We start from the raw sequence: 13,309 nt of genomic DNA, 5'->3' as shown, positions 1-13,309 counted from the left end.
GGAGTCGAGGCGGTTTTCTGGGCTTCTGTGGACAAATGTGGATAAACACTCGTCCGGCTGGGGAAGAAGGTTACCCTAAAAGGGGTTGACATTAATGCCCCTCAGAGGGGAATATCGGCTTCTCGCCACTCGCGACGGAGCCGCACCAGTGCTCACCGCCTACCTCGTCCATCTTCAGCACGCCTCGGCCGGCGCCCAGATTACGTTCTGCGGCCTAAGCGCCGTCGCGGTCGGCCTCGGCCCCTTCGCCGTCGCCGACCTCATCGACCACCTGGTGGTGAACCTGCGGATCGCTGCGACGCGCCGCGCCGACGCGACCCTGCAGCTCGCGCAGGGAGCGTGCTGACATGGCCCTCGGTCTCCCCAGCGGCACCCGTATCGGCCGCCCTCTCAGGGACGGCTCCCTCATCCCCGGCACCATCCTCGGTCCCGCCTTCGGTGAGGGCTTCTACTGCGCCGAGCTGAGAGGCGAGGGCGGTCCCCGGATCGTCTGTCTCCACGTCGACGAGGTCCTGGTCGATCCCGTGTTCGCGGATCTGCGCACGACGGCCGTGGCGCTGCAGGATCTCGACCGGAGCACGGCTCCCACAATCCGCGAACTCCGCGCTGCCGGGGGTGCATTCTGATGGCGGCCCGCACGCAGGCCTCCGCCGTCATGGCGACGCTCGGCGTCGCCGAGCTGACGGACCTCATCCGCTACGCCCGCGCCCATGGCCGCTTCTGGAAGCGCGAGCTCAACGAGGCCTGGGCCAGCGGCCGGGACGAGCGTGAGGTCGACGCCTCCGCTCTCCGGCGCGTGCGCAACACGGTCGGCCCGTCCGGGCTGATGAAGTTCGCGCTCAACGGCCTGGAGGCCGAGCTCGCGGCACGCGGGGGCGCAGCCTGATGCGTGCCCTCCGGATGAACTTCCCCGGCCGGGTCCGCGAGGCCGCCCTCGAGCGAGCCCAGGCTCGCTGCGAGCACGTCGACACGGACGGAAACCGCTGCCCGTGCGCGCTCCACCCGGGCCACTACGAGTTCGCCCACATCGTCGCCGATCGCATGGGCGGGCGTCCGACGCTCGACAACTGCGCCGTCTGGTGCACGCCCTGCCACCGCGCCGCGTACGCCGCCGACGCGGCCAAGATCGCTCAGCAGCGCCGCGTGGAGAAGCGCGAGCGCGGCACGAAGGCGTCGTCCCGCCCGATGATCGGCTCGACCTTCTTCCGGACCTCCCGCGGCCTCGACGGGCTCGTGCGCGACCGCGCAACCGGCGCCGTCCTGTCCCGCCGCGGCATCATCGACGTGAGGGATCTATGAGGGTCCGCTCGAAGTCGCCTTCAGGCCTATCCGCTGTCGAGAGCCTCCTGGAGCACCGCGCGCACACGCTTGGCGGCGCGATCGAAGTCAGTGTTCGATTGAGCTGCAGCGGCCTTCTGGATGCCTTCATCCAGCCGACGCACGAAGCGCTGCCCCTCCTCACCCATCTGCACGACAAGACCTTGGGCGAGCGTCAAGCACGCTTGTCGCAGCAACTCGAAGCTCGGATCGAGATCGTTGAGCCCGTCATCTCTATCTGCGTCAGCCATGCGGCCCTCTTCAGTAACCGCCAGACCGGCGTTTCGCGGATTGAGGACCGCCTTCCGACACGAGCTACCCAGCGCCTTGGCCGCACGACAATCCGACTGCAAACGGCACCCGTTCAGCCCAGTTCCTACAGGCCGCGTCTAGGCTTGCTTGAAGCGGAGGCCGCCTGACATGCCCCACGCCAAGGAGCATCCGCTCGCCGGCTACCACGTCGTCCCCGACCCGATGACGGGCGAGGTCCTGAAGATCGTCGATTGGCTCGACCGCCTGCCCGGCGTGTCCTTCCTGTTGCGCCCGCACCATCCGATCGGCCGGGGCTTCCGCGACCGCCTCGCGACCTATGGCCTGCACGAGTCCGGCGCCGTCCTGGCCCACGCCCCCGCCGGCCTCACGCTCGTCCATCACGCCGAGCTGCCGTCCTACGACCCGGTCCCCATCGGAGTGATCTCGTGACCCATCCCGCCGTGCTGAACCATGCCTTCGTGGGCGAGCTGGAGAACACCGTCGCGGATTTCGCGGCCGGACGCGCAACGTGCACGGTGATGCTGCCCGTCGAGGAGCTGGCGGCCTTCAACGGCACCGTCGGCCTGCCGCCCCGAACGCAGGATCGCGGCAAGCCCGGCGCCGCCTGTCGCTTGGTGCTCCTGCCGACCTACGGACCCTCAGACCCGGCTGAGCCCTGCGAGGTCGCGATGGCCGCGGCCGCCGATGCCCTCATCCATCTGCTGCAGGCGCGGCAGCTGGATCGGTCGCCCCTCCGCGGTGGTGTGGGGGAGCGCCTGCAGCGATTGGACCAGACGTTGTCGGAGCTGGGCGTCGCCGCCGAGAGCCGCCGTGCGGACTTCGCCCGGGCGCCTGGAGGCGGCCTCTGATGAGCGCCACACGCGCTCCCTCCGCCGAGCTGCTGGACCGGATCGCCGCCGCCCTCGGCGTGCCGGTCGAGACCTTCACCGCCCCGACCGCCGAGGCGTCGACGGACACCGCGCCGGCCGCCCACATCGCCGTCCTCGTATTCGATCCGGAGGGCCGGCGCTTCGCCGCCGCCTTCGCGGATCTGCCGCCTCAAGGCCGCAAGGCGCTCGCCGACGGCGCCGAGGCGCTCTGTGCTGGCTTCGCCGCTGAGCGGCAGCGGCGCGACGAGGGGCAGTCCTGATGCTGCGCCAAGGCACCCCTGCTCCCGACTTCGAAAGCGCCGACGCGCTCCGCGCGCACTATCGCGCCTTGCAGACTCGGATGTGGGCCCCGCGCGTCGTGCGTCCGCGTCCGGAAGACTGCCGCACCCGCGCTCTCGCCGAGGCCCAGAGGGAGCGTGAACAGCGCGAGAACGAGGCACGAGCCCAGGCGGCCTTCGAGGCCCGGGCCGAAATGGACGCGCTCGTCTTCCAGGTTCTCGATCCGGAGCAGATGGCCCGCGAACCCAAACGCATCATTACCCGCGTCGCGGAGGCCTTCGGCTTCACCTACGCCGACATAGTCGGTCCACGGCAGCTCGCGCCGCTAGTCCTGGCCCGGTGGGCGGCGATCGCCGCAGTCCGGGACGCGCATCCGGATTGGCCCCTGCAGCGGCTCGGCCGCGCATTTGGCGGCCGCGACCACACCACGATCCGACACGCGATCCTCAAGATGCAGCGCATCGGGATCCCGCAGCCGCCGGCGGGAGGTGCGTCCGCATGACCGGCCCGAGAACCGCCTTCGCCCTCGCCATGGCGTTCCTCGTCCTGTCGATCGTCGTCGCGATCGTCCTCATCCCGTGGCTGGACGAGATGCTGCGGAAGGCGATCGCGCAGAAGGAGGCGGCTGAGTCGGCCGCGAACGACAACGCCCGGGCCGCGGCCCAAAAGCCAAAAAGGCAGATCGGATGACCGCCGCGCTGCGAACCCGCATCGAGGAGCTGGAGGAAGAGATCCGCCAGCTGAAAGCCGCCTTCGCTCCGAAGGTCGGCTTCCCGTTTTCGTGGAAGCTGGACGCACGCGAGAGCGCGATCCTCTCCGCGCTGTTCCACGGCAAGGGTAGCTACATCTCGAACGAGGCGATCCTGCTGCTGATCGCCGGCTTCGACGAGGACGTCGGCGACAGCGACGTGCGCGCCTGGATGGGGCGCCTGCGCCGGAAGGTGCAGCCGCTCGGCATCGAGATCGTCACCCGCCACATGCAGGGCTACCAGCTCGACCCGGATGGCGCGGCCGTCGTCGCACGGGCGCTCGGCGCCGTGCTCCCCATCGCGACCGTTCCCACGGAGGCGCGTCCGGCCCATCCGCGCGGTTGGACGGAAGCCGAGGACCAGGCGATCCGGGCCGGCTACGGCCGTTCGGCGACGCTCGCCGTGATCCGCGTCGAACTCATCGGCGCCGGCTTCCGGGCTCGCTCACTTGGATCGATCTCGACCCGGGCGCAGATGCTCGGCTTCACGAACTCTCGGAAGGGCGCCCTGTGGACGCCGGATGAGGACGCCATCCTGCGCGAGGGCTACGAGTCCGGACTGCTGTTCAGCAAGATCCGGCTCAAGCTCGCCGAGGCGGGCTTCAATCGCAACCGGTCGGCGATCGGCATGCGGCTGATCTCGCTCGGCCTCTCGGGCGAACGGGTGCGCACGTGGACGAGGCCCGAACTCGCGATCATCCGTGCCGGGATCGAGGCCGACCACTCCTACGTCGCGATCCGCGAAGCGTTGCGGCGGGCTGGCTTCGAGCGCGGCCGCAGCGCCGTCTACAAACAGGCAGTATCCATGGCCGCGGAACGTCGCGCCGATCCGCCCTGGACGAATGAGGACGTGGCCCTGCTTTACCGGCGCTACGCGGAGAAGGTGCCGCAGAGGACAATCGCCGAAGAGCTGGGGCGGGGCGTTGGCGCCATCGCCACAAAGGCCAGCAAGCTCGGTCTCAAGCAGCGCTTCCGCTGGACCGAGGCCGAGCGCGATCGCCTCCGACAGGGTTTCGAGGCGGGCGAATGCCTTGCCGCCGTCTGCCGGGACATCGACCGCCCTTCGGTGAACGTCGCCGCCGAGGCCAAGCGCATGGGGCTGCAGTTCGCACCGATGCCGCGGCGGGCGCAGATCCGGGATCTCGCGGCATGAGCGATCGCTCCCAGTCCGACACCCTTGCCGCTGCGCTCCCCCGCGAGATGGTCCGCGTCACGCAGCGCCTACGCGCAGCGATCAAAAGCGTGGGCAATCATCGGCGCCGCAGCCAAGGCGATATAGGCCTTGAGGGGCGATGCGCCGAGTTCCGCGATCAGCCGTCGACATTCGATCGCACGCTTAGTGGCAGATCGCTTCTCGGCGGCCTGTACGAGGCGCGTGGCCATGGCCGATCTGTCGAGCGCATCATCGGATTTCGCGTTCAGCATCGCGCCAATCCTTACCCCAAGACAGTACTAACCGTCGAAGCTCAACAGCTCGACCGAAAGACCCCGACAATTCTACAGATCGGTCAGTCGATGGCCTCAGACCAGCACGTCCACGATCTGACTGACTGTCGATGCAGCATCCGGCGGTGCAGGCGGAGGAGCCTGCTCATCGATCGCGATCGGTACGCTCTGCTTCTCGTTCAGGGGCACGCCCGTTCGAACCGCCTGCAGCTGAGCGGCACGCACCATGGCAAAATAGCTGTCCGTCGAAACGCTGATCATGCGCAACGCCTCCACCTGACGTATAGATTGGTTTCATCCATTAAAAATTGGTTGAACGGGAAGGTGCAACACACCAATGCAATACACGGCAGCCTCGAGATTGTTCTCTGATGGTTGCGTACTCATTTAAATCCCGCTTCGCCGCCCCGATCCTCGCCGGCACGAAGGCGCAAACGATCCGGGCCGAGCGTGCGGGCAAGTCCCGCCATGCCCGCCCGGGTGAGCTGGTGCAGCTCTACACCGGGATGCGCACGCGCCAGTGCCGGCGGCTCGGCGAGGCGTGGTGCCTGGAGGTGCTGCCGATCCGCCTTTGCTTCTCGCGCCACGGAATGGCGGAGCTGGTCCAGTTCGGGGATCGGTTCATCCGCCCCGAAAGGACGGACGATTTCGCCCGTGAGGACGGCTTCGTCGACGCTGAGGACATGGCGCGCTTCTGGTGGGCCGAGCACGGGTCCGCGCCTCGCTCGGACGACAGGTTCACCGATCCCGACACCCTGATCTTCGAGGGCGTGCTGATCCGCTGGCAGCCGCTCGCGCCAGCCTCTGAGCTCGACATGGCGGGGGTGGCAGCATGACCCGCGTCCGGCCACAGCCGCGCGATCGCATCGCCGAGTTCCCCCGCCTGCGCCTGACTCCGCAGCAGTTCGAGAACCTGTCGGACTACAGCGCCAGCTACCCCACGGGCACGACACCTGGGAAGATGTGGCGGCGCCTCGATGGCGCGTTCGACCACGCCTTCATCAAGGCCGGCGGCCAGCCGTACTGGATGGTGATGCAGTACGATCCGACGGCGCCCTCCGACGCCGAGATCGAACACATGAAGGCGAGCGGCGTCGAGCCGCCGACGCGGATCGCCATCCTGCGGTTCAAGCCCGTCATCGTGCTGCGCGCTGCGTCGCGGCCTTCGATCGGCGAGCTCGCGGCATGACGAAGCGCGCCCCCAAGCTCCCGCCACCGACCCAACAGGACCGCGAGGCCGCGGCGATCGCCGTCGAGGCTCTGACGGCCGCCCTGGCCGATCCCACCATGATGGGTCAGCGCAGCGTGGCGTTCCTCGACTTCAGCAACCCGCGGCGGGGCGAGTGCCACATCACCTGGGCGAACCTGCCCGGGTTTTTCCAGGTCAACGACCGCTACTCCCACGCCTGCCTGCCTGGCTGGGAATACACCAAGGCCGAGATCGCCGCGGAGATGATCCCGGACCTGCAGGCCCTCGCCGTCCATGCCGTGCGACCGTGTCTGCCGACGAAGGGCGAGGCCGCACCCGACTTGTTTGGGGTGATGTCATGAGCGCGCTCTTCGCCGCAGCCGGCCTGGTCCTGCTCACCGCAGCGCTCTGCGCTCTGGGCGTCGCCAATGTGCTGGCGCACCGCAGGACCCGCAGGCTGATCGCCACCTACAAGGCCCTCGTCGCCGCCAAGGATGAGCAGCTCGAAGCCTACGCGCACCTGATCGCGGGGCAGGAGGGTCTGATCGCGACGCAGACGCAGTTGATCCGGGCCCACGAGAAGCGCGCCGTCACACTGGGCCTGCCGCCCCGCAGCCCCGGCAGCTGGGGAGCGCCGCTGCAATGACCGCCTCTGGCAAGCACCACCGGTCCACCCCGACCGAGATCCTCTATTCGCTCTGGCTCACCTTCGACCAGGCCGGCAACGTGCGCCTCAACCGAGGCTCCCCGAGCCTGTCGCCGGACGAGCGCGCGATGCGCATCGAGGTCCGGCTCCCGAAGGCGCTCTGGAACATCCCGGAGCTGTCGGCCGAGATCACGGTGCCGGATCCCGGCCAGCCCGGCGCCATCGCCGCCCGCATCGAACAGTTCGCCGAGCAGCTGAAGACGGCCGTCGGCTGCGACGTCGTGCTGACCGTGAAGCCAACCGAAGGGAGCATCTGACGTGGACATCGGACGGATCACCGGCACCACCCGGACCCTCGGCGCCCCGCAGGGCTGGGATCAGACGAGCGACGGTCCCTGCGTGGGTCTACCGATCCGGGACGAGCGCCACACCCGCGACATCGGCCGAATGATCTCCGCCTGGGTACCCACCGAGGCGGACATCGCGCTGATCCAGGCAGGTGCCCCGATCTACCTCCACGTCATCGGGGAGATCCACCCACCGGTTTCGCTGGTGGTGGGCAATCCACCGGTCACCGACGTGCAGAAGGCGGAGGTCCGCCGTGGCTGAGAACAAACGCCCCTACGGTATCGCCGACCTGGACTACCAGGCCCAGCAGCGCATCGAGGCGATGAAGGGGCAGCTGATCATCGCCCTGGTGAACCGCCTCGGCGGATCGCTGGAGATGCCCGTCGAGGAGGTCGACGGCACGGGGGCGTTCGTCTTGTTCATGGGCGTGGATGAGGAGGCGAAGACCTTCTCGTTCCGGGTCGAGCGGAAGGATCGCTGAGCATGGCCGAGAGCACCATCACCCGCGAGATGATCGAGGCGGCCGCCGCGGCGATCGCCAACGCCCGGGCTGGCCGCAAAGGTGCCCCGCCGACCCGCAACGTCCTCGAGATGCTGGAACAGGTGGCGCCGGAGATCCTCGTCGAGGTGGTTGAGGATGCCGAGGCTGCGCTCGAGGCGGCCCTTGGATCGGGAGGCGACCGATGAGCCTGACCCCGAACCGGGACGCCGTTCGCGCGGCCGCCATCGAGGCCCGCGAGCGGCACGCCCCCGACATCGCCCGTGACGACGCTGCCGGCATCGGCCTGCGCATGGCGATCGAGGCGGCCGAGGCGATCGTGGGCGGCACGGCTGACATGACCGATCGGGAGATCCCGGTCGAGGTGATCTGGCCTCAGGTCAGCATGGCTGCGGCGCACGCGCTCACCGCGTTCCTGATGAGCATCGCGCGCGGTGATACCGGGCTTGCGACCAGCTTCCTGCCCGGATTGCTGGCGTCGATCCACGAATGCGCGCTCGTCCGCCTGCAGCGCGGACCCGATGCCTTCGCGCAGAGCATCGCGGAGATCCAGCATCCGGTAGGGCGCGCATGAGCGTCATGAATTATCGCGAAATTCAACCGATGAACTTCAGGCCAACCCTCCTGCCGTCGCGCGAAACGACTTCGCAGATTTTGTCGATGGATAGCGTCGCCGAGACAAGCCGCAGCCTTTCCATGCAGTCTGTATCCAGGTCCAGTTCGATCAGCGCACCGGTTCTACTCAGGTTCCAGATCAAGCAGCCACAGCGCTTTCTGTCCCCGCCAAAATATATCTGTCCCGTCTTCGGGCCCGTCGGACGTGGCGCATGTCTTGTGTCTCGAACCATCGGACTTCCTCAGTTCGCTCGAAATCTTGCATCTGGCCGAGAAGTGCAATCCGCAATGCTTACTTGGTACAGCTGCGAGGCAGCGTTCATGCGCGATCACAGGGGGGCTGCATGAGCGCGACCGCCCTCGCCACCCGCGACCTGTTCGGCGTGCCTTTCGCGGATACGATCGCCCGCTCGGCCAATCTGTCCCGGTGCGGCGCCTATCGCTTCACGTTGACCCGCACGTGGTCGAGCGAGGGCGCCCACGTCTGCTTCATCGGGCTCAACCCAAGCACGGCTGACCACCGCCAGGACGATCCGACCGTGCGCCGCTGGATCCACTTCGCCCGGTCCTGGGGCTACGGCGGGTTCACCGCGGTCAACCTCTACCCGCTGCGCACCTCCTCGCCGGCCGAGTGCCGCACCTGGGCGCAGTTCATGGACAACGGGCCGGACTGGTACGCCCGGGACCGCATCCACTTCGACAACCTGCCGCTGCTCGTGCGCGAAGCGAAGGCGGCAGCGCTGGTGGTGGCCTGCTGGGGCGCCGGCGCCTGGGATCCTGAGTTCGTCGACCACGTGCTCAAGGGGATCACCACCGGCGAAGCGCCGTGGCCCGACGTGCACTGCTTCGGGCTCACGGCGGACGGCGCGCCGATCCACCCGATGGCGCGGGGCCGTTCGCGCATCCCGGATCACGCGCGGCCGGTACTGTGGAAGCCGGGAAGCGCCGCATCACCCGTCGACCGCCCCTGTAGCGTCTGAGGAGATCCGCCCATGCCGTCGCCGTCTCTCGTCCACGCCGCCCGCCGCGCCCCTGATGCGCCCCGCCACGTCTTCCGCATGGCCCGCGTCATGTCCGAGCGGAGGAACGGTCCGGAGGGCGCCTGCACCGCCGTCCACCTGTTCCAGGCGGGCTTCACCGAGGCACAGGTCGCGGCCTACCGCGATCCGGCCCGGGCACTCCTGCAGGGACTGCCTCTGGGGCTGACGACCGAACCGCCCGGCCGGCGCGAAGCCGAGGCAGCCGTCGAGACGATCCGGGAAATCCGGTTCGCGCGCGCGGCCGAACGCTTCCTGGCGGGGCGCACCTGGGCACCGCCATTGGTTCAGGAGACCGGTGCCCCGGAGGTAGCTTCGTGACCGCCGGCCTGTCGACCTCGGGCGACGTCTCCACTGCCGAGGGCGTGGCGGCTGATGAGCTAAAGCAGTTCATCGAGCGTCTGGAGCGCCTGGAGGAGGAGAAGGCCGGCATCATGGGCGACATCAAGGAGGTGTTCGCCGAGTTGAAGGGCCGGGGCTTCGACGCGAAGGCGGTGCGCACCATCCTGCGGATCCGCAAGCAGGATCACAGCGAGCGCCAGGAGCAGGAGGCGATCCTCGAGCTCTACCTGCAAGCTATGGGGATGGCGTGATGGGCAAGCTCCGCCTTGTCCCGCCGGACGGCGCCGACTGGACGATCGACGCCGCGAGCGCGTCCGATGGCGTCGAGCTCGCGATCGCTTTCACGATCGAGGGCGCGCCGATCACCGCCCGCTTCGTCATGGATCGCCCCGACGCCCGTAAGCTCTCAGACGGCCTGCGCGCGGCCGCCGGCGACGGCACGATGCGCACCTTCCCGAAGCCCGCGGAGACACGTGATGCCTGACCTGATCTTCCCGCGCGAGCTGACGGGCGAGCTGATGGAGGTCCTCGGCATGCCGAACTTCCAGACCGGGCCTATGGCGCACGCTTTCCGCGACGCTGGCCGAGCGCAGATCCGACCTAAATGCGAAGACGAGCAGGCCTTCATCCTGCACTGGCTCGTGACGCTCGTCCTGGAGCATGGAGCCGACTGGCGCCGGCACGCCGGCGATACGCTGGAGGCGGTGATCGCGGAGGCGAAGGCTGCCCGCGCAGCGCGGAAAGCTGCGGAGGGCGGCCATGGCTGAGGCGATCCCGCTCACCCGCGTCTTCATCACCACGACCGCGCTGGCCACCGGCGAGATCGAGGCCGCCTGGGCGGAGATCGACGGCGACTGTTGCCGCATCCGCGATCCAGAGGCGAACCGGTCCCTATCGGGCGAGGGCTCGAACTGGCACCGCACCAGGTGGGCGGCCGAGAACTACGCCCGCCAGCGTCAGGCCGAGCTGCTGACGGTTCTGCGGTCGGAGATCGCGCGAGTCGAGGGCTACCGCTTCGGGAGACCGGGAACGTGATCCGCCAGCCGGACAGCGACGAGTATGCCGCCGGCTACGCCGACGCGATGCGCGACGCGGCCGCCCGTAGCGCAAAGCGCGCGATCGACCTGCGCACGCGCGCCAGCATGCTAACCCGGGAAGCCAAGTCGCTTGTGCGCCGGGCAGAGCAGCTACGGGATGAGGCGGAAGCCTTCCACGACGCCGCGCAGAACGTCTGGGCGCAGTGGGACGATCGGCGGAACTGGCCCGACGTGGTGGCGAGGGTCGCGGATGCGCGCACTGGCGCGACCGTCGCGGCTTCGGTGCCGTCGCTCAGCCTCGGTGATCCGGACTTGCCGTCTGAGCCACCGTTGTCGGCGGAAGAAGAAATGCGCCGGGCGGCCGGCCGTGCGTGGAGGGCGTGATCGTGACTGAGTCCGATCTCCTCACTCCTGCGGAGGCAGCCGCGAGGCTCCGGATCAGTCGCCGAACGCTCGACGGCCACGTAGCCAATGGCGGCATTCGCTACATCAGCGTCGGGTTGGGCTTGAAGCGTAAACGGATCCGGTTCGATCCTGCCGACCTTGAGTCGTTCCTGGATAGGCAGAAGAGAGCCGAATGTCCGTCTTCAAACGACCGGGTGCGGAGGTCTACTCGTACGACTTCCGCCTCGGGGGCAATCGATTTTCAGGCTCTACTGGAGCAACGACGCGCCGAGAGGCGGAGCGCGCGGAGGACCGGGCTCGAGCGGTAGCACGCGCCGCGGCCGAGGAGACCAAGGCCGCGTCCGACCTGCCGATGACGTTCGGCGCCGCGGCCGACCTGTACTGGTCTCAGGTCGGCCAGCATCTCAAGGGCGGCAACGCCGACGGGATGCTCTCTGCGCTCGCCTGGCTGAAGCCGAAAATCGGCCCGGCGCGCCTGCTGCGTGACATCGACGACAGGCTTGTGGCCGAGCTGGTGGCGACCCGGCGCGGCGAGCACAGCCGATCGGGCGGCAATCGCAAGCGTCGGAAAGGTGCCAAGCGAGCCGCCGCTCCAAAGCTCGTGTCGCCGGCGACGGTGAACCGGACCGTGATCGAGCCTCTGCGGCAGATCCTCAATCGCGCCCGCCAGCTCTGGAAGCAGCCCGTCACTGAGATCGCATGGCGTATGCACGTCCTGCGTGAGCCGCGCGAGCGCGTCCGAGAGCTCCGCGCGGAGGAAGAGGCGCATCTCTTTGCGGTGCTCCGGCCCGACTACCACCCGGCTCTACGCTTCGCGCTCATCACCGGACTGCGCCTCGGCGAAATCGCGTGCTTACGTTGGAACGACGTCGACTGGGGCGGGCGGCAGATCACGGTGCTGAGCAAGGGCGACAAGCTTGCCACCATCCCCATGCCGCCAGATGTCCGCGACCTGCTCTGGCCGTTGCGCGGAGACCATCCCGAGGCGGTGTTCACCTACGAGGCGGCGCGCAGACGCGACGGTCGCACTCGCGGCGACATGCAACCGATCACGCGCTCCGGCCTGCAGATCACCTTCCGCCGTGCCGTGGCGAAGGCTGGCATCACCAACTTCCGCTTCCACGACAACCGGCACACGGCGGCGACACGAGTGCTGCGGGCAACGGGCAATCTTAAGATCGTCCAGCGCCTACTGCGCCACGAGCAGATCACCACCACGGCGAAGTACTCGCACGTCCTGGATGACGATGTTCTTGCAGCGATGCAGCTAGCGGCGGAGCGGGGGAGGGCGGCTCAGGAAGCAATCGCGACGCCGACTGCCACGAAATGTGCCACGGATGAGACAAATATTCCGAAAAGCGAAGCGAGTTGAATATCTTGCGCGGGACGCAATTTTGGTCCCAAACCAGGTGCGCTACCAGACTGCGCCACACCCCGACACCCCCAGCAGGGGCTCAGATCCCTAGCGTTTCGCCCGCCGGCCCGCAAGGCGGCCGTCCGTCGAGGACGCCGCCCCAGCGGGAGGACGGCCGCATCCCGGGGCCGTCCCCGGCCTCACGAAGCGGACGTCCGCAGGGCGGCGCCGGGATCCGCCTCCCCTGCGGTTCGGCTCCGGCCTCCGATGTCCGCCCGATTCGGCGGCGAGATCCGGGACGCGACCCGTTCCGTCGAGGCTAGGGGCGGTCCGTGCCTCGGGGGCTGCCTCGCCCCGGGGCCGGGCGCGGCTTCCCAGCGGGCGAGCGCCAGTCCCAGCAGGATGAGCCCGAGGCCGACGGCGACCAGCCAGCCGGCCGCTCCCGTCGCCCGGACCCGAGTCGGCGCCGTGCCGCCCGGCGCGCCCGTCCCGAAGAGGGCGGTCACGACGCACGGGTGCCGATCGGCGGACGATCGCGAGACCATGGGATCCTCCAAGACGCCGCGGACGAGGTCGCCTCACCGCCTCCGGCGGTGTCGTCGAAGACCCGCTCCGGCCGGGACCGGGGCTACGCCTCGGTCGGCTGCGAGGCGCCGATCTCGGTTCCGATGCCGCGGTAGGTGAAGCCCTTCCCCCGGACATCCTGGGGCCGGTAGATGTTGCGCAGATCGACCATGATGCGGGCGTTCATGATCTTGCCGAGGCGGCCGAGGTCGAGGGCGCGGAAGGCGTTCCACTCGGTGACGATCACGAGGGCGTCGGCGCCCTCGGCGCAGGCATAGGCGTCCTCCGCGTAGGCGACGTCGGGCATCAGGGTCCGGGCGTGGCCCATGCCCTCCGGATCG

General features: G+C 68.8%; 31 protein-coding genes and 1 pseudogene. 28 read left to right on the top strand and 4 right to left on the bottom strand.

Annotated features, from left to right (window positions below; all coding sequences use genetic code 11):
• Positions 1-148 precede the first annotated feature (148 nt).
• Genes MKL01_RS18605 through MKL01_RS18590 form a run of 4 tightly spaced genes read left to right on the top strand, consistent with a single transcriptional unit; the run spans position 149 to position 1,299 of the window.
• On the top strand, positions 149-346 hold the full coding sequence (locus tag MKL01_RS18605; protein ID WP_243906692.1) for a hypothetical protein: 198 nt from the start codon (positions 149-151) through the stop codon (positions 344-346).
• Position 347: 1 nt separating this feature from the next.
• Positions 348-626: a hypothetical protein gene (locus MKL01_RS18600; RefSeq protein ID WP_243906691.1), complete on the top strand. Its 279-nt coding sequence runs from the start codon at positions 348-350 to the stop codon at positions 624-626.
• Positions 626-886, top strand: a complete 261-nt coding sequence (locus MKL01_RS18595; RefSeq protein ID WP_243906690.1) for a hypothetical protein — start codon at positions 626-628, stop codon at positions 884-886. The genes MKL01_RS18600 and MKL01_RS18595 overlap by 1 nt, the downstream gene beginning before the upstream one ends.
• Positions 886-1,299 (top strand): HNH endonuclease, encoded by a 414-nt coding sequence (locus MKL01_RS18590; protein ID WP_243906689.1) that lies wholly within the window; start codon positions 886-888, stop codon positions 1,297-1,299. Before MKL01_RS18595 ends, MKL01_RS18590 begins: the two co-directional genes overlap by 1 nt.
• A gap of 26 nt (positions 1,300-1,325) precedes the next feature.
• On the opposite strand, the gene MKL01_RS18585 is transcribed toward MKL01_RS18590, so the two are convergent.
• On the bottom strand, positions 1,326-1,568 hold the full coding sequence (locus MKL01_RS18585) for a hypothetical protein (protein WP_243906688.1): 243 nt from the start codon (positions 1,566-1,568) through the stop codon (positions 1,326-1,328).
• A gap of 169 nt (positions 1,569-1,737) precedes the next feature.
• On the opposite strand from MKL01_RS18585, the gene MKL01_RS18580 reads away from it, so the two are divergent.
• From MKL01_RS18580 to MKL01_RS18555, 6 genes are read left to right on the top strand one after another with little or no spacing between them, the layout of a single operon-like run.
• Positions 1,738-2,019, top strand: coding sequence for a hypothetical protein (locus MKL01_RS18580; protein WP_243906687.1), 282 nt, complete (start codon positions 1,738-1,740; stop codon positions 2,017-2,019).
• A complete protein-coding gene (locus MKL01_RS18575) occupies positions 2,016-2,438 on the top strand; it encodes a hypothetical protein (RefSeq protein ID WP_243906686.1) in 423 nt (140 codons plus the stop codon). The genes MKL01_RS18580 and MKL01_RS18575 overlap by 4 nt, the downstream gene beginning before the upstream one ends.
• Entirely contained in the window at positions 2,438-2,719 is a 282-nt protein-coding gene (locus MKL01_RS18570; protein ID WP_243906685.1) for a hypothetical protein, read from the top strand. Before MKL01_RS18575 ends, MKL01_RS18570 begins: the two co-directional genes overlap by 1 nt.
• Complete coding sequence (locus tag MKL01_RS18565) at positions 2,719-3,240, top strand: helix-turn-helix domain-containing protein (RefSeq protein WP_243906684.1); 522 nt, start codon at positions 2,719-2,721, stop codon at positions 3,238-3,240. The genes MKL01_RS18570 and MKL01_RS18565 overlap by 1 nt, the downstream gene beginning before the upstream one ends.
• Positions 3,237-3,428 carry a hypothetical protein gene (locus MKL01_RS18560; protein WP_243906683.1) on the top strand — a complete coding sequence of 64 codons (192 nt, stop codon included), beginning with the start codon at positions 3,237-3,239 and terminating at the stop codon, positions 3,426-3,428. The genes MKL01_RS18565 and MKL01_RS18560 overlap by 4 nt, the downstream gene beginning before the upstream one ends.
• Positions 3,425-4,639, top strand: coding sequence for a helix-turn-helix domain-containing protein (locus tag MKL01_RS18555; RefSeq protein ID WP_243906682.1), 1,215 nt, complete (start codon positions 3,425-3,427; stop codon positions 4,637-4,639). The genes MKL01_RS18560 and MKL01_RS18555 overlap by 4 nt, the downstream gene beginning before the upstream one ends.
• Positions 4,640-4,707: 68 nt before the next feature.
• On the opposite strand, the gene MKL01_RS18550 is transcribed toward MKL01_RS18555, so the two are convergent.
• Both MKL01_RS18550 and MKL01_RS18545 read right to left on the bottom strand, forming a co-directional pair.
• On the bottom strand, positions 4,708-4,911 hold the full coding sequence (locus MKL01_RS18550; RefSeq protein ID WP_243906681.1) for a hypothetical protein: 204 nt from the start codon (positions 4,909-4,911) through the stop codon (positions 4,708-4,710).
• Positions 4,912-5,007: 96 nt separating this feature from the next.
• Entirely contained in the window at positions 5,008-5,193 is a 186-nt protein-coding gene (locus MKL01_RS18545) for a hypothetical protein (protein WP_243906680.1), read from the bottom strand.
• 110 nt (positions 5,194-5,303) lie between these two features.
• Here MKL01_RS18545 and MKL01_RS18540 point away from each other — a divergent pair, with 110 nt between their 5' ends.
• The 18 genes and pseudogenes from MKL01_RS18540 to MKL01_RS18460 all read left to right on the top strand — a co-directional run bounded on the left by MKL01_RS18540 (position 5,304) and on the right by MKL01_RS18460 (position 12,422).
• The gene (locus MKL01_RS18540; protein ID WP_243906679.1) at positions 5,304-5,768 is read left to right on the top strand and encodes a hypothetical protein; all 465 of its coding nucleotides are present in this window, start codon (positions 5,304-5,306) and stop codon (positions 5,766-5,768) included.
• Positions 5,765-6,121, top strand: a complete 357-nt coding sequence (locus MKL01_RS18535; RefSeq protein WP_243906678.1) for a hypothetical protein — start codon at positions 5,765-5,767, stop codon at positions 6,119-6,121. The genes MKL01_RS18540 and MKL01_RS18535 overlap by 4 nt, the downstream gene beginning before the upstream one ends.
• Complete coding sequence (locus tag MKL01_RS18530) at positions 6,118-6,483, top strand: hypothetical protein (protein WP_243906677.1); 366 nt, start codon at positions 6,118-6,120, stop codon at positions 6,481-6,483. The genes MKL01_RS18535 and MKL01_RS18530 overlap by 4 nt, the downstream gene beginning before the upstream one ends.
• Positions 6,480-6,767: a hypothetical protein gene (locus tag MKL01_RS18525; protein ID WP_243906676.1), complete on the top strand. Its 288-nt coding sequence runs from the start codon at positions 6,480-6,482 to the stop codon at positions 6,765-6,767. Before MKL01_RS18530 ends, MKL01_RS18525 begins: the two co-directional genes overlap by 4 nt.
• Positions 6,764-7,084 (top strand): hypothetical protein, encoded by a 321-nt coding sequence (locus tag MKL01_RS18520; RefSeq protein WP_243906675.1) that lies wholly within the window; start codon positions 6,764-6,766, stop codon positions 7,082-7,084. Before MKL01_RS18525 ends, MKL01_RS18520 begins: the two co-directional genes overlap by 4 nt.
• Before the next feature lies 1 nt (position 7,085).
• Entirely contained in the window at positions 7,086-7,376 is a 291-nt protein-coding gene (locus MKL01_RS18515) for a hypothetical protein (protein WP_243906674.1), read from the top strand.
• A complete protein-coding gene (locus tag MKL01_RS18510; RefSeq protein WP_243906673.1) occupies positions 7,369-7,596 on the top strand; it encodes a hypothetical protein in 228 nt (75 codons plus the stop codon). The genes MKL01_RS18515 and MKL01_RS18510 overlap by 8 nt, the downstream gene beginning before the upstream one ends.
• Before the next feature lie 2 nt (positions 7,597-7,598).
• Complete coding sequence (locus MKL01_RS18505; RefSeq protein ID WP_243906672.1) at positions 7,599-7,802, top strand: hypothetical protein; 204 nt, start codon at positions 7,599-7,601, stop codon at positions 7,800-7,802.
• On the top strand, positions 7,799-8,188 hold the full coding sequence (locus tag MKL01_RS18500) for a hypothetical protein (protein ID WP_243906671.1): 390 nt from the start codon (positions 7,799-7,801) through the stop codon (positions 8,186-8,188). Before MKL01_RS18505 ends, MKL01_RS18500 begins: the two co-directional genes overlap by 4 nt.
• A 385-nt stretch (positions 8,189-8,573) precedes the next feature.
• Positions 8,574-9,209, top strand: coding sequence for a DUF1643 domain-containing protein (locus MKL01_RS18495; RefSeq protein WP_243906670.1), 636 nt, complete (start codon positions 8,574-8,576; stop codon positions 9,207-9,209).
• A 12-nt stretch (positions 9,210-9,221) separates the two neighbouring features.
• Entirely contained in the window at positions 9,222-9,587 is a 366-nt protein-coding gene (locus MKL01_RS18490; protein WP_243906669.1) for a hypothetical protein, read from the top strand.
• 8 nt (positions 9,588-9,595) lie between these two features.
• Positions 9,596-9,859: a DUF2312 domain-containing protein gene (locus MKL01_RS18485; RefSeq protein ID WP_243906721.1), complete on the top strand. Its 264-nt coding sequence runs from the start codon at positions 9,596-9,598 to the stop codon at positions 9,857-9,859.
• The gene (locus MKL01_RS18480; protein ID WP_243906668.1) at positions 9,859-10,092 is read left to right on the top strand and encodes a hypothetical protein; all 234 of its coding nucleotides are present in this window, start codon (positions 9,859-9,861) and stop codon (positions 10,090-10,092) included. Before MKL01_RS18485 ends, MKL01_RS18480 begins: the two co-directional genes overlap by 1 nt.
• The gene (locus tag MKL01_RS18475; protein ID WP_243906667.1) at positions 10,085-10,375 is read left to right on the top strand and encodes a hypothetical protein; all 291 of its coding nucleotides are present in this window, start codon (positions 10,085-10,087) and stop codon (positions 10,373-10,375) included. The genes MKL01_RS18480 and MKL01_RS18475 overlap by 8 nt, the downstream gene beginning before the upstream one ends.
• Complete coding sequence (locus tag MKL01_RS18470; RefSeq protein WP_243906666.1) at positions 10,368-10,643, top strand: hypothetical protein; 276 nt, start codon at positions 10,368-10,370, stop codon at positions 10,641-10,643. The genes MKL01_RS18475 and MKL01_RS18470 overlap by 8 nt, the downstream gene beginning before the upstream one ends.
• Positions 10,640-11,029 carry a hypothetical protein gene (locus MKL01_RS18465; RefSeq protein ID WP_243906665.1) on the top strand — a complete coding sequence of 130 codons (390 nt, stop codon included), beginning with the start codon at positions 10,640-10,642 and terminating at the stop codon, positions 11,027-11,029. Before MKL01_RS18470 ends, MKL01_RS18465 begins: the two co-directional genes overlap by 4 nt.
• Positions 11,017-11,199, top strand: a pseudogene (locus MKL01_RS36250) (helix-turn-helix domain-containing protein); the annotation flags it as partial. The gene MKL01_RS18465 and the pseudogene MKL01_RS36250, both read left to right, overlap by 13 nt.
• A gap of 23 nt (positions 11,200-11,222) precedes the next feature.
• Positions 11,223-12,422, top strand: a complete 1,200-nt coding sequence (locus MKL01_RS18460) for a tyrosine-type recombinase/integrase (RefSeq protein WP_243906664.1) — start codon at positions 11,223-11,225, stop codon at positions 12,420-12,422.
• Between the two features lie 610 nt (positions 12,423-13,032).
• Here MKL01_RS18460 and MKL01_RS18455 read toward each other — a convergent pair.
• On the bottom strand, positions 13,033-13,309 hold a 277-nt coding region (locus MKL01_RS18455; protein ID WP_279604722.1), incomplete at its 5' end, for a UDP binding domain-containing protein.

It is taken from the genome of Methylobacterium sp. J-070, from assembly GCF_022829385.1.
Lineage (GTDB): Bacteria > Pseudomonadota > Alphaproteobacteria > Rhizobiales > Beijerinckiaceae > Methylobacterium.
Note: the sequence above shows the minus strand (reverse complement) of the source record. Positions and strands in the feature narration are given on the sequence as shown.